The organism is Streptomyces sp. NPDC057616 (genome assembly GCF_042800575.1).
Classification (GTDB): domain Bacteria; phylum Actinomycetota; class Actinomycetes; order Streptomycetales; family Streptomycetaceae; genus Streptomyces.
In genome coordinates, this window is record NZ_JBHVGU010000027.1 from 132,804 (window position 1) to 145,036 (window position 12,233).

Genomic DNA, 12,233 nt, shown 5'->3' on the forward strand with positions numbered 1-12,233 from the left:
CCGGGAGTTACCGCGCGGGCGGCGCCGCGGTGGTGCCGCGGATCTCCAGCGCCGGTGCGGCCAGGTGCAGCCGGCCCGCTCCCCCGGGCCGCTCGAAGCGGTCCAGGAGGCAGCGGGCGGCGCGCCGGCCGACCTCGTGCCCGGCGTTGTCGACGGTGGTGAGCCAGACGTGGCGCAGCCGGGAGATGCTCGTGTTGTCGTAGCCGACGACGGACACGTCGTGCGGGACGCGCAGGCCCAGCTCCTCGGCGGCCGAGAGCGCGCCGACGGAGGCGATGTCGTTGACGGCGAACAGGGCGGAGGGCCGCTCGCGGCGACTCAGCAGCCGCACGGTGGTGCGGTAGCCGCCCTCCTCCGTCATGTCGCTGGGCTCCACCACGGCCTCGTCCGCGAGGCCGTGCGCGCGCATCGTCGCCTCGAAGCTGCGCCTGCGCAGCTCGCCGACGGCGCCGTAGCCCGCGATGTGCGCGATGCGCCGGTGGCCGAGCCCGATGAGGTGCTCGGTGACCAGCCGGGCGCCCTGCTCGTCGTCGCACGCCACCACGTCCACGCCGGCCGGGGCGGGTTCGCGCGCCCCCGCCACGACGACCGGGACACGCTCGGCGGCCGCGCCCAGGGCGGCCGGGTCGGGCAGGGTGCCGACCACGACCAGCCCGTCCACCCGCAGATCGAGGAGCGGGTCGGCGGGGTCCTGGCCGGCGTGGCGGTTGAGGCGGGCGTCGGCCAGCAGCATGCGCAGGCCGTTGTCGTGCAGCAGCGGATTGAGGCCGTCGAGCAGGTCGACGAACCAAGGGTTGCGCAAATCGTTGAGGAGCACGCCGACGGTGCGCGTGCGCTGCTCACTGAGACTGCGCGCCGCGGCGTTGGGCCGGTAACCGAGCTCGCGCGCCGCCCGCAGCACCGCGTCCCGCTTCTCCGGCCGGACCTGTCCGGAGCCGCGCAGCACGAGCGAGACCAGCGACTTGGACACGCCGGCGGCCTCGGCCACGTCGCGGATGGTCGGCGATTTCATGGCCTGGACCGTTCCATGGAGCGGGGGGCTTGTCAAAGGGCCGGGCGGGCTTCCGCACGCAACCGGCGAGGGTTGACAGGGGCGGATTCGGGCCCTCAGGGTGGCCTGGACAGATTGTGGACCGTTCCAAGCAGTGCCGAAGAGGGGCCGTCATGGTGGATTCGCTCGGTGTCGCCGTCATCGGGTTCGGCTGGATGGGCCGGGTGCACACCCAGGCGTACGCCCGCGTCCTGCACCACTACCCGCAGCTGGGCCTGCGTCCGCGCCTGGTGACGGTCGCCGAGGAGGTGCCCGGCCGGGCCGAGGAGGCCGCCGCGCAGTTCGGGTTCGCCTCGACCACGCGGGACTGGCGCGAGGTGGCCGGGGACCCGCGCGTGCAGGCCGTCTCCATCACCGCCCCGAACTTCCTGCACCGCGAGATCGGCGTCGCGATGGCCGAGGCGGGCAAGCACATCTGGATCGAGAAGCCGGTCGGCCTGACCACGGCCGACGCGCAGGCGGTGGCCGACGCGGTCGCCCGCGCGGGCGTGCAGGGCGCGGTCGGCTTCAACTACCGCAACGCACCCGCCGTCGAGACCGCCCGCGCCCTGATCGCCGCCGGGGAGATCGGCCGTGTCACCCACGTCCGCGTGCGCCTCTTCAGCGACTACGCGGCCCACCCCGAGGGCGCCCTGACCTGGCGCTACGAAAAGAAGCGCGGCGGCAGCGGGGTGCTGGGCGACCTCGCCTCGCACGGCGCCGACCTGGCCCGCTTCCTGCTCGGCGACATCGCCTCGCTGACCGCCGACACCGCCGTGTTCATCCCCGAGCGGGCCCGCCCCACCGGCGCCACCGCCGGCCACACCCGCGCCGCCGGCGGCGCGCTGGGCCCGGTCGAGAACGAGGACTACGTCAACTGCCTGCTGCGCTTCGCCTCCGGCGCGCGCGGCGTGCTGGAGGCCTGCCGGGTCTCGGTCGGCGAGCAGAACAACTACGGCTTCGAGGTGCACGGCACCGAGGGCGCCGTCTTCTGGGACTTCCGCCGGATGAACGAGCTCGGCGTCAGCCGCGGCCCGTCCGGCACGGGCCCCGCCTACCAGGACCAGCCCGTCAGCACGGTGTACGTCGGCCCGGGCGCCGGCGAGTACGGCGCGTTCCAGCCGGGCGCCGCCAACGGCATGGGCTACGACGACCTGAAGGTGATCGAGGCCCACCGCTTCCTGCGCTCGATCGCGGAGGGCAAGCCGCAGGGGGCCACGCTGCCGGACGCCGTGCGCAGTGCCGCCGTACTGGAGGCGATGGTCGAGTCGGCCGCCCGCGGCGCCTGGGTCAACGTGCCGGATGCGTGACGGACTTGGCCGCCAGCAGCCGGACGCCGGTGACGAGCGCGTCGACCACGCGGCGCGGCGGGTTGTCGGGGATCTCCGGGTCCCAGCCCGGCCTGCGGGTGCGGGCGGACAGCGGGAGTTCGACCTGGACGCCGCCGCGGCGGGGCAGGTTGACCGGGTTCTTGGCGTGCACGCCGCGCAGGCTGGTGGGGATCTCGGCGAGGTCGGTGACCGGGTCGAACTCCGGCCGCAGGGCGCTCAGTCCGGAGGCGAGCAGCCGGGCGGCCGGGCGGTTGGCCCCGCCGAGGAAGATGGACCGCGGCGCCGCCCGTCGCATGTGCCCGTGCAGCGAGACCGCGACGGTGACCCGGGACAGGAACAGCCGCAGCAGGGCGCAGTGCTCCACCGCCATGCGCGGGGAGGGGATGTGCACCGGCTCGGGCACTCCCGGCTGGGTGAAGACCAGGCTGGTGGCGCCGCAGCGCTCGGCCACCGACCGCGCGAGCTCGGCGGTGCCGCCCTCGTTGCTGCCGTGCAGCGCGAGCAGGCCGATCTCGCCGCCCGTCGTGAGGGTGGCGAGCAGGCGGACGCCCTCGATCTCCACGAGTTCGGTCCTCGTCATGGCCCGTCTCCTCACCCCGTCGCCTGTGGTGGCATGTTGTACGGCGTCACCACCTGGATCACCGAGGGCAGCGTAGGCCCCGTGGGCGGCAGCGCGCCGTGAGCCCGCATGACGATGTGGCAGGCCTCGCGCATGTCCTGGCGCAGGTCGTGGTGGAGAACGGCGGACAGGCGGTGCTCGCGCAGCAGGCGGGTGTTGTCGTGGTCGAGGTCGTGCGCCACGAACACCGCGCACTCGCGGCCGAGGTCCTCGAAGGCGCGCAGGGTGGCGATGTTGCCGCCGCCGATGGAGTAGACGGCGCGGATGTCCGGGTCCCGGGCGAGGGCGGCGCGCACCAGGTCGTACTGGGTGGCGTCCAGGCCCTGCCCCTCGGCGATCTCGACCGGCGTGCGGTCCGGGTGGCGAGCGCGCATGGCGCTGCGGAACCCCATCTCGCGCTCCTCCTCGTTGCGGAAGAAGCCGCTGCTGAGGCTGGTGAGGACGTTGCCGGGCCGCTCGCCCAGCCACTGCCCCATGAGGTAGGCGGCGGTCGCGCCGGCGGCGCGGTTGTCGATGCCGACGTAGGCGAGGCGGGCGGTGGCGGGCAGGTCCGTGAAGAGGGTGACGACGGGGATGCCCGCCTCGGCGAGCCGGCCGACGGCGGCCGTGATCTCGGGGACGTCGGGCGCCTTGAGGATCACGCCCTGCGAGCCGCGCCGGGCGATCCGGTCCAGGGTCGCGGTCAGTTCGGCCACCGGGCCGGTCTCGCGGAAGTGGAAGCGCGAGCGCACCACGGCCGGGTGCAGCGCGGGCAGCTCGGCCTCCAGGGCCGTGCGGACGGCGGTGGAGAACCGCTCCGGCGCCTGCATCACGATGTCGATCATGAAGGTGCGGCCGACCAGGCGGACCTGGGTGCGCTGCCGGTCCAGGTCGCTGATGGCCTGCCGGACCTCGCGTGCGGTGCTCTCGCGCACCCCGCCCCTGCCGTTGAGGACCCGGTCGACGGTGGCCTCGCTCAGGCCGGCCTGCCGGGCGATCTCCCGGATCGGGAAGGGGTGGCCCATGCGCGGGCTCCTCTCGCTGGGTCCTCGAGGGGGCTTCCTGAGGGGTTTTTGATGGCACCGTGCCGGTTGTTCGCCAGGTTTGTCATGACAAGAATGACAGGGCGGCCCAGCACTGTCACCGAGCGCTGCGTGACACCTCCGACCGAAGGAACGACGATGTCCCCCGCCTTTGTGGATCACGGCGCCCGGCTGTCCGAACAGGACTGCGACCTGGCCGGCTTCCGTGAGCTGGTCGAGCGGGGCACCGATCTCGCCGACTTCCCGCACGCCTCCCGGGTGGAGCACAACGTCCTCGTCTACGACAGCGAGCGGCTGCGCGCGGCCGAGCGGCGCCCGGTCCGCTCCGAGCTGGTGCGGGCGCTGACCGAGGGACCCGGCGTCGTGGTCTTCGAGGGCGCGTTCCCCGACCCGGCCGTCGTCGACCGGCTCACCGCGGTCTTCGACGCCCTGATCGCCGAGCAGCGCGCCTCGGGCGCCGCCGCCGGTGACCACTTCGCCCGGCCCGGCGCCAACGACCGGGTGTGGAACGCGCTGGAGAAGGCGGCCCTCTACGACCCCGAGGCGTTCGCCGACTACTACGCCAACGACATCCTCGCGCTGGCCTCGGCGGCATGGCTGGGTCCCGGCTACCAGATCACCTCGCAGGTCAACGTGGTCAACCCGGGAGGGGCGGCGCAGACCGCGCACCGCGACTACCACCTGGGCTTCCTCTCCAGCGAGGCGGCGGCCGCCTACCCGGCCCATGTGCACGCCCTCTCCCCCGTGCTCACGCTGCAGGGCGCGGTCGCCCACTGCGACATGCCGGTGGAGTCCGGGCCGACGCTGTACCTGCCGTACTCGCAGCAGTACGAGCCCGGCTATCCGGCCTGGCGGCTGCCCGAGTTCCAGGCGTACTTCGACGCCCACCGCGTCCAGCTCCCGCTCGCCAAGGGCGACGCGGCCTTCTTCAACCCCGCGCTGTTCCACGCGGCCGGCACCAACCGCTCCGCCGGCATCCGCCGCATGGCCAACCTGCTGCAGGTGTCCTCCGCGTTCGGGCGGGCCATGGAGACGGTGGACCGCGAGGCCGTCGCCAACGCGGTCTTCCCCGTGCTGCTGAGGCGCGCGGCCGAGGGCGCCGGCGAGGAGTGGGCGGCCAACGTGATCGCCGCGAGCGCCGAGGGCTACCCCTTCCCCACCAACCTCGACGGCGACCCACCGGTCGACGGCCTCGCCCCGCCCGCGCAGGCGGACGTCGTCCGGCGCGCGCTGCGCGAGACATGGACTCCCGAGGCTCTACGGCAGGAGCTGCGGGCCGGCGCCGAACGCCGGGAAAGCTGAAAGGACCTGGAACACATGGGACTTCTCGACGACAAGGTCGTCCTGGTCAACGGCGGGAGCCAGGGCGTCGGCGCCGCCGTCGCCCGGGCGGCGGTCCGCGAGGGTGCGGCGGTCGTGGCGGTGACCGGCCGGCGCCCGGCCCCGGGCGAGGCGCTGGTCGCCGAACTGACGGCCGCGGGCGGCAAGGCGATGTTCATCCGCGCCGACCTCGCCGACGCCGAGCAGGCGAGGACCGCGGTGGGCGACGTGGTCGCGGCGTACGGGCGCATCGACTGCCTGGTCAACTCCGCCGGGCTGACCTCCCGCGGCACGCTGCTGGACACCACGCCCGAGCTGTTCGACCAGCACATCGCGATCAACCTGAAGGCGCCGTTCTTCGCCATGCAGGCCGCCGTCGCCGACATGGTCTCCCGCAAGGCGCCCGGCACGATCGTCAACATCATCACGTCCTCGGCCCACGGCGGGCAGCCCTTCCTGGCGCCCTACGTCGCCGCCAAGGCGGGCCTGGTCGGCCTGACCCGCAACGCCGCGCACGCCCACCGCTGGGACCGCGTCCGCATCAACGGCCTCAACATCGGCTGGACGCAGACCGAGGGCGAGGACGCGACGCAGCGGCGCTTCCACGGCGCCGGGGACGACTGGCGCGAGGAGGCCGGCGCCCGGCTTCCGATGGGGAAGCTCGGGCAGCCGGACGAGATCGCCGACTTCGTGGTCCTGCTGCTGTCCGACCGGTCGGGCGTGGTCACGGGTTCGGTGATCGACTGGGACCAGAACGTGCTCGGCGGCCTCGACTGAGAACCGGCAAGACACCCGCACCCTCACTAGGAGCAACACCCCCATGCGTATTGGAATCCTCGGCCTCGGCCGTATCGGCGCCTTCCACGCCGAGACCCTGTCCGGACTCGACGCGGTCGAGTCGCTCGTGCTCACCGACCCGTTCGCGGACGCGGCCAAGTCGGCCGCGGAGCGGTTCGGCGGCGAGGTCGTGGACTCGCCTGAGGCCCTGCTCGCCGCCGGCGTGGACGGCATCGTCGTCGCGGCCGCGACGGACGCCCACCCCGGGCTGATCCTGGCCGGGGTCGAGGCCGGCATCCCCGTCTTCTGCGAGAAGCCCGTCGCCAGGACGATGGCGGAGGGCGTGCGGGTCCTGAAGGCGGTCGAGGGCAGCGACGTGCCGATCCAGATCGGCTACAACCGGCGCTTCGACGCCGGGTTCGTCGCCGCCCGCGCGGCGGTGCAGAGCGGCGAGCTCGGCACGCTGCACACCGTGCGCTCGACCACCCTGGACCCGGCGCCGCCGCCGGCCGCGTACATCGCCGCCTCCGGCGGCATCTTCCGCGACTGCTCGGTGCACGACTTCGACATCATCCGCTGGGTGACCGGCCGCGAGGTCGTCGAGGTGTACGCCGTCGGCGGCAACCGCGGCGCCGAGTACATCAAGGAGGCGGGCGACGCCGACACCACCGGCGCGATCCTCACCCTGGACGACGGCACCATCGCCGTGGTCTCCAACTCCCGTCACAACGCCCGCGGTTACGACGTCCGCATGGAGATCCACGGCTTCCAGGACTCCATCGCCGTCGGCCTGGAGGACAAGCTGCCGCTGCGCTCCGTGGAGCCCGGCGCGACCTTCCCGGCCGGCACCCCGCACGACTTCTTCATGGACCGCTTCACGGCCGCCTACCGCGCCGAACTGACCGCGTTCACCGAGGTCGTGGCCGGCAGCCGCCCCTCGCCGTGCACGGTCGCGGACGCACTGGAGGCCGGCTGGATCGCCGACGCGTGCACGCTCTCGCTGCACGAGCACCGCCCGGTGACGATCGCCGAGGTGCGCACCGCCTGACGGCGGCCCCCTGCCTCGTACTCCGGGCGTCGGCCGGCCTCCGGCGCCCGGAGCACGAGAGTGTGTCGGCCACCACGTTGCCCCCGACGGTCACCTTCGCGGGAACCTCCCGTACCACCATGAGGTCCACTCATGCACCGACCGACCGAGGAGCGACGACCATGAACCACGCCGACACGTCCCGGCCCCTGGGCCCCCGCCGCGTGATCGTCATCGGCGCCGGGCCGGGCGGTCTGACGGCCGCACGCGAACTGGAGCGCGCCGGGCACCGGGTGACGGTCCTGGAGGAGCAGGACACGGTCGCCGGGAAGTGCCGGAGCCTGGAGGTCGGGGGCCTGGCCCACGACCTGGGCGGCCACATATGCACCAACCGGTACGAGCGGACGGCCCGGTTGATCGACGAGCTCGGCGTGCGGACGGAACGCACCACCCGCTACCGCATCCTCGACGTCGAGCGCCGCACCGCCTCCCGCCAGGCCATGTCCTTCTTACGCGACCCGGCCTTCCGCCGTTACCGGGCCCTGCGCGAGCGGGAGTTCGCGCGCATCGCCGAACCGGGCCTCGCGCACTCCGCGCGGGCGCTGGCCGCACCGGTCGCCGACTGGCTCGCCGAGCACCGGCTGCAGTCCATGGCCGCGTCGTTCGGCCCGGGTTACACGGCGGCCGGCTACGGCTATCTCGACGACGACGTGCCCGCGCTGTACTTCGTCAAGTACGCCGAGATGACCGGGCTGCTCACCCCCGGCCTCGAACTGCTGGGCCACGAGGGCGCGTTCACCGTCGCGGGCGGGTTCGCGACGCTGTGGCGCCGGGTCGCGGCGGAGCTGGCGGACGTGCGCTGCGGAGTGCGGGTCACGTCGGTGGAGCGGCACGCGGACGGCGTACGGGTGCTGACGGACGCGGGCCCGCTGGCCGCCGACGACCTGGTGCTCGCCGTGGCGCTGGACCGCATCCTGCCGGCCCTGGACGCCACCGCCCAGGAACGCGAACTGGCCGGCCGGGTCCGCAGCAACGCGTACCACACCACCGTCGCCACCGCCTCCGGCCTGCCCGACAACGCCTTCTACTTCCTCGCCCCCCACACCTCCCACCGCACGGCGAGGGGCCACTGCGTCTCGTACCACCATCGCTACCCGGACAGCGACGTGCGGACCTTCTACTCCTACGGCCGCCCCGACGACGTCGCCACGCTGTTGCGGCAGGACGTGGCGCGGCTCGGCGGGGACCTCGAGGAGGTGCATCTGCACCAGCCCTGGTCGTTCATGCCGCACTTCGGCAGCGACGACCTCGGGGACGGCGCCCTGGACCGCCTGGAGGGGCTGCAGGGCCGGGCCCGCACCTACTACACCGGCGGACTGCCGGCCTTCGAGCTGGTCGAGTGCACCGTCGCCCACGCACAGGACCTCGTGCGCCACCACTTCCCGCCGGCACACGGCACACTGACCCCGCACGAAATGATCGAGGAGGAACGCACGTCATGAGCGAAGCGGACCGCGCACCCCTGCGCATCGGCGTCCTGGGCGCCGCACGCATCACCGAACGCGCTCTGCTGGACCCGGCCCGCACGGGCGGCCACCGCCTGGTCGCCGTGGCCGCGCGCGACCGGTCCCGGGCCGAGGCCTTCGCCGCCGAGCACGGCATCGAGCGGGTCCTGGACTCCTACGCGCAGCTGCTGGCCGATCCCGAGGTCGAGGTCGTCTACAACCCGCTCGCCAACGGCCTGCACGGCCCGTGGAACCTCGCCGCCCTCGCGGCCGGCAAGCACGTCCTGAGCGAGAAGCCGTCGGCGAGCAACGCCGAGGAGGCCGCCGAGGTGCGGGAGGCGGCCGCCAAGGCCGGCACCGTCTTCATGGAGGCCTTCCATTACCTCTTCCACCCGGTCACCCGCCGGCTGCACGAGCTCCTGGCCGGCGGTGAACTGGGCGAGCTGCAGCGGGTGGAGACCGTGGTCGCCATCCCGGCGCCCGCGGACACCGACCCCCGCTGGTCCCTCGCCCTGGCCGGCGGCGCCATGATGGACCTCGGCTGCTACGGCGTGCACGCCGTGCGCATGCTCGCCCCCTGGGCGGGCGGCGCGCCCCGCCTGGTCAGGGCGCGGGGCGGCGAGCGGGCGGGCGCGCCGGGAGTCGACGAATGGCTCGACGCCGACCTGGAGTTCCCCAACGGCGCCACCGGCGGCGCCCGCTGCCACATGGCGCACGACGAGCTCGAGATGAGCTGCCGCATCGTCGGCAGCCGGGGCGAGGCCCTGGCCGTGAACTTCGTCCTGCCCCAGCTCGACGACCGGATCGTGGTCCGCACGGACGAGGGTGAGCGCACGGAGCGGCTGGGCACCAGGTCGTCGTACACCTACCAGCTGGAGGCGTTCGCGGCGCGGATCCGCGAGGGCGGTGCGCTGCCGCTGGACGCGGACGACGCGCTGGCGACGATGACGCTGATCGACGCCTGCTACCGGGCGGCGGGGTTCGCACCGCGGCCGCGCACCGCGCTGTAGCCGCTCCCCGCGCGCGGCCATGGCTCTGAGAGGATCGGCGCCATGGCCGCGCAGATCACCCCCGCCCACGTCACCGACATCCAGCAGGTCCTCGCCGACCACGCCCGCTACTGGGGCGAGCGGGACCTGCGCGCGCTCCATCTCCTCGCCCTGGTGCAGGAGTTCGGCGAGACCTGCCTGGTGGCCCGCGCCGACGACGGCGGCATCCTCGGCTATCTGATCGGCTTCGTCACGCCGGACGGCACCGGGTACGTGCACCTGATCGCGACGCGCGACGACGCCCGCGGCACCGGCCTGGGCCGCGAGCTGTACGCCGCCTTCACCGAGGCCGCACGGCGGCAGGGAGCGGTCCGCCTGAAGGCGATCACCAGCCTGGGCAACGAGGGCTCCACGGCCTTCCACCGCAGCCTCGGCTTCGACGTACGGGTGGAGCGGGACTACAACGGGCCCGGGGAGGACCGGGTGGTGTTCTCCCGGACGCTCAGCTGACGTCGTAGAGCGCCGGCCGCTCCGTCAGCTCCACCTCCGTGCGGCCGCCCTCCTGGAGCGAGCGGACGCCCGCCTCGCAGACCGCGGCGACCGCGTAGCCGTCCCATGCGCTCGGGCCGGTGACCCGGCCGCGGCGGGTGGCGTCGGCCCAGGCCTGGACCTCGCGGTCGTAGGCGTCCGCGAAGCGGTCGGTGAAGTCCTGGGTGATGGTGCCGCCCCAGCGGCCGGCCATGTTGGTGACCATGGCGTGGCCGTCGCCGATGCGGGCGGTGCCGCGTTCACAGACCACCTCGGCCTGGACCTGGTAGCCGAAGCCGCAGTTGACGAAGATCTCGACGTCGACGATCGCGCCGCCGTCGGTCTCGAAGACGACGAACTGGGGGTCCTGCACGGCCTCCGGTGCGTTCGCCGACGGTGCCGGGCGCAGGACCGTGACGGCCGTGATCTCCTGGCCGAGCAGCCAGCGGGTGACGTCCATCTCGTGCACGACGGAGTCGTTGATGAGCATCTCGCTCGTCCAGCCCGGCGGGGAGGCGACGTTGCGGTGCCGGTTGTGGAGCATGAGGGGGCGGCCCAACTGGCCTGTGCTCAGCAGGGACTTGAGCTTCATGTACTCGGCGTCGTAGCGCCGCATGAAGCCCACCTGGACGCGGCGGTGGCCCAGTTGCCGCTCGGCCTCCACGACGCGCAGCGCGGAGGCCGCGTCCGGGGTCAGCGGCTTCTCGCACAGCACCGGCAGATCCCGGGCGAACGCCGCCAGCAGGGCCGCCTCGTGGGCGGGGCCCGGGGAGGCGATCAGGACGGCGTCCACGTCCGCCGCGGCCATCGCGGCGGCCGGGTCGGTGTAGGCGGTGCAGCCCTCGACGCGGGCCGCGACGGCCTTCGCCCGCTCCGCGTCGACGTCGACGACGGCGCTCACCCGCGCCCCGCTGATGACCTCCTCGATCCGGCGGACGTGGTCGGCACCCATCTTTCCCGTGCCGACGACGGCGACTCTCAGCGTCTCGAGCCGAGCCATGGTGACCCCCTTCGGATGGTCAGGCGCCGGGGCGGTCAGGCGCCGCAGGACCTCAGGAACTTTCTGGTGCGCGTCGCGATGGGCAGCGGCGCATCCGGCTCGCAGGGGTACATGTCCTGCTCGACGATGGCGAACAGCTCGACGTTCAGCTTCTGCGCCGCCTCCAGCACCGGCCCCAACTCCGGTACTCCGGCGGGCGGTTCGCACATCACGCCCTGCGCCACGGCCGGCCCGAACGGGGTGCCCCTGGCCTGGACGTCGGCCAGGACCTCCGGGTCGACCTGCTTGAGGTGCAGATAGCCGATGCGCTCGCCGTAGGTCTCGATCAGCTCGACGCTGTCGCCGCCGCAGTAGGCGTAATGGCCGGTGTCCAGGCAGAGGTTGACGAGGTCGCCGTCGGTGGAGTCGAGGAAGCGCTCGACGTGGTCCTCGGTGTCGATGTGGGTGTCGGCGTGCGGGTGCACCACGATGTCGAGGCCGTAGGCCTCCCTCACCTCGTGGCCGAGGCGCTCCATGCCCTTGGTCAGAAGGGCCCACTGCTCACCCGTCAGCTCCGGCGGCTCCAGGATCTCGGCGGTCTTGTCGTCCCGCCAGAAGGAGGGGATCACCACCAGGTGCCGTGCGCCCGTCGCCCGGGTGAGTGCGGCGACCTGGCTGACGTGCCGCCACGTGGCGTCCCAGACGGCGGGGCCGCGGTGCAGGCCCGTGAACACGGTGCCCGCCGAGACCTTCAGCCCGCGCCGGGCGATCTCGTCGGTGAGCCGGGCCGGATCCGTCGGCAGATAGCCGTACGGGCCCAGCTCGATCCACGCGTACCCCGCCTCGGCGACCTCGTCCAGGAAGCGTTCCCAGGGCACCTGTTGCGGGTCCTCGGGAAACCACACGCCCCAGGAGTCGGGGGCCGAGCCGACCCGGATGCGGTCCAGGGCGGCCACCATGTCAGGCCTTGCCTTCCGGGCCCGTCGCGACGGGTGCGGTGAGGTCTTCCCTTTCCGGGAGTTCCTCGACGTCGACGCCGCTGACCTGGGACAACTCGTGCTTGAGTGCGGCGAGTTCGGCGCCGCCGGCCATGTGGTTGGTCAGCT

General features: G+C 73.4%; 12 protein-coding genes and 1 pseudogene. 7 read left to right on the forward strand and 6 right to left on the reverse strand.

Annotation, left to right across the window (positions count from 1 at the left end):
• Positions 1-7: 7 nt before the first annotated feature.
• Positions 8-1,012: a LacI family DNA-binding transcriptional regulator gene (locus ACFU97_RS30530; RefSeq protein WP_384262988.1), complete on the reverse strand. Its 1,005-nt coding sequence runs from the start codon at positions 1,010-1,012 to the stop codon at positions 8-10.
• Between the two features lie 152 nt (positions 1,013-1,164).
• Here ACFU97_RS30530 and ACFU97_RS30535 point away from each other — a divergent pair, with 152 nt between their 5' ends.
• A complete protein-coding gene (locus tag ACFU97_RS30535; protein WP_384262990.1) occupies positions 1,165-2,340 on the forward strand; it encodes a Gfo/Idh/MocA family protein in 1,176 nt (391 codons plus the stop codon).
• On the opposite strand, the gene ACFU97_RS30540 is transcribed toward ACFU97_RS30535, so the two are convergent.
• A complete protein-coding gene (locus ACFU97_RS30540) occupies positions 2,321-2,941 on the reverse strand; it encodes a poly-gamma-glutamate hydrolase family protein (protein ID WP_384262993.1) in 621 nt (206 codons plus the stop codon). The genes ACFU97_RS30535 and ACFU97_RS30540 overlap by 20 nt on opposite strands.
• 11 nt (positions 2,942-2,952) lie before the next feature.
• On the reverse strand, positions 2,953-3,984 hold the full coding sequence (locus ACFU97_RS30545) for a LacI family DNA-binding transcriptional regulator (RefSeq protein WP_384262996.1): 1,032 nt from the start codon (positions 3,982-3,984) through the stop codon (positions 2,953-2,955).
• 156 nt (positions 3,985-4,140) lie between these two features.
• Between ACFU97_RS30545 and ACFU97_RS30550 the strand changes: the two genes are divergently transcribed.
• From ACFU97_RS30550 to ACFU97_RS30575, 6 genes are all read left to right on the forward strand, one after another.
• Entirely contained in the window at positions 4,141-5,304 is a 1,164-nt protein-coding gene (locus ACFU97_RS30550; RefSeq protein ID WP_384262998.1) for a phytanoyl-CoA dioxygenase family protein, read from the forward strand.
• Between the two features lie 15 nt (positions 5,305-5,319).
• Positions 5,320-6,099, forward strand: coding sequence for an SDR family oxidoreductase (locus ACFU97_RS30555; protein WP_384263000.1), 780 nt, complete (start codon positions 5,320-5,322; stop codon positions 6,097-6,099).
• 43 nt (positions 6,100-6,142) lie between these two features.
• The gene (locus tag ACFU97_RS30560; RefSeq protein ID WP_384263003.1) at positions 6,143-7,147 is read left to right on the forward strand and encodes a Gfo/Idh/MocA family oxidoreductase; all 1,005 of its coding nucleotides are present in this window, start codon (positions 6,143-6,145) and stop codon (positions 7,145-7,147) included.
• A 161-nt stretch (positions 7,148-7,308) separates the two neighbouring features.
• Entirely contained in the window at positions 7,309-8,628 is a 1,320-nt protein-coding gene (locus ACFU97_RS30565; protein WP_384263006.1) for a protoporphyrinogen/coproporphyrinogen oxidase, read from the forward strand.
• The gene (locus ACFU97_RS30570; protein ID WP_384263008.1) at positions 8,625-9,641 is read left to right on the forward strand and encodes a Gfo/Idh/MocA family protein; all 1,017 of its coding nucleotides are present in this window, start codon (positions 8,625-8,627) and stop codon (positions 9,639-9,641) included. The genes ACFU97_RS30565 and ACFU97_RS30570 overlap by 4 nt, the downstream gene beginning before the upstream one ends.
• 42 nt (positions 9,642-9,683) lie before the next feature.
• A complete protein-coding gene (locus ACFU97_RS30575) occupies positions 9,684-10,130 on the forward strand; it encodes a GNAT family N-acetyltransferase (RefSeq protein WP_384263010.1) in 447 nt (148 codons plus the stop codon).
• On the opposite strand, the gene ACFU97_RS30580 is transcribed toward ACFU97_RS30575, so the two are convergent.
• The 3 genes and pseudogenes from ACFU97_RS30580 to ACFU97_RS30590 all read right to left on the reverse strand — a co-directional run.
• The gene (locus tag ACFU97_RS30580; RefSeq protein WP_384263013.1) at positions 10,123-11,148 is read right to left on the reverse strand and encodes a Gfo/Idh/MocA family protein; all 1,026 of its coding nucleotides are present in this window, start codon (positions 11,146-11,148) and stop codon (positions 10,123-10,125) included. The genes ACFU97_RS30575 and ACFU97_RS30580 overlap by 8 nt on opposite strands.
• Before the next feature lie 35 nt (positions 11,149-11,183).
• Complete coding sequence (locus ACFU97_RS30585; protein WP_384263016.1) at positions 11,184-12,086, reverse strand: sugar phosphate isomerase/epimerase family protein; 903 nt, start codon at positions 12,084-12,086, stop codon at positions 11,184-11,186.
• 1 nt (position 12,087) lies between these two features.
• Positions 12,088-12,233 (reverse strand): annotated as a pseudogene (locus ACFU97_RS30590) (sugar ABC transporter ATP-binding protein); the annotation flags it as partial.

Excerpts from the sequence above, each read along its gene's own strand:
- ACFU97_RS30530 (WP_384262988.1), bottom strand. The coding sequence starts at position 1,012 with ATGAAATCGCCGACCATCCGCGACGTGGCCGAGGCCGCCGGCGTGTCC.
- ACFU97_RS30535 (WP_384262990.1), top strand. The coding sequence starts at position 1,165 with ATGGTGGATTCGCTCGGTGTCGCCGTCATCGGGTTCGGCTGGATGGGC.
- ACFU97_RS30540 (WP_384262993.1), bottom strand. The coding sequence starts at position 2,941 with ATGACGAGGACCGAACTCGTGGAGATCGAGGGCGTCCGCCTGCTCGCC.
- ACFU97_RS30545 (WP_384262996.1), bottom strand. The coding sequence starts at position 3,984 with ATGGGCCACCCCTTCCCGATCCGGGAGATCGCCCGGCAGGCCGGCCTG.
- ACFU97_RS30550 (WP_384262998.1), top strand. The coding sequence starts at position 4,141 with ATGTCCCCCGCCTTTGTGGATCACGGCGCCCGGCTGTCCGAACAGGAC.
- ACFU97_RS30555 (WP_384263000.1), top strand. The coding sequence starts at position 5,320 with ATGGGACTTCTCGACGACAAGGTCGTCCTGGTCAACGGCGGGAGCCAG.
- ACFU97_RS30560 (WP_384263003.1), top strand. The coding sequence starts at position 6,143 with ATGCGTATTGGAATCCTCGGCCTCGGCCGTATCGGCGCCTTCCACGCC.
- ACFU97_RS30565 (WP_384263006.1), top strand. The coding sequence starts at position 7,309 with ATGAACCACGCCGACACGTCCCGGCCCCTGGGCCCCCGCCGCGTGATC.
- ACFU97_RS30570 (WP_384263008.1), top strand. The coding sequence starts at position 8,625 with ATGAGCGAAGCGGACCGCGCACCCCTGCGCATCGGCGTCCTGGGCGCC.
- ACFU97_RS30575 (WP_384263010.1), top strand. The coding sequence starts at position 9,684 with ATGGCCGCGCAGATCACCCCCGCCCACGTCACCGACATCCAGCAGGTC.
- ACFU97_RS30580 (WP_384263013.1), bottom strand. The coding sequence starts at position 11,148 with ATGGCTCGGCTCGAGACGCTGAGAGTCGCCGTCGTCGGCACGGGAAAG.
- ACFU97_RS30585 (WP_384263016.1), bottom strand. The coding sequence starts at position 12,086 with ATGGTGGCCGCCCTGGACCGCATCCGGGTCGGCTCGGCCCCCGACTCC.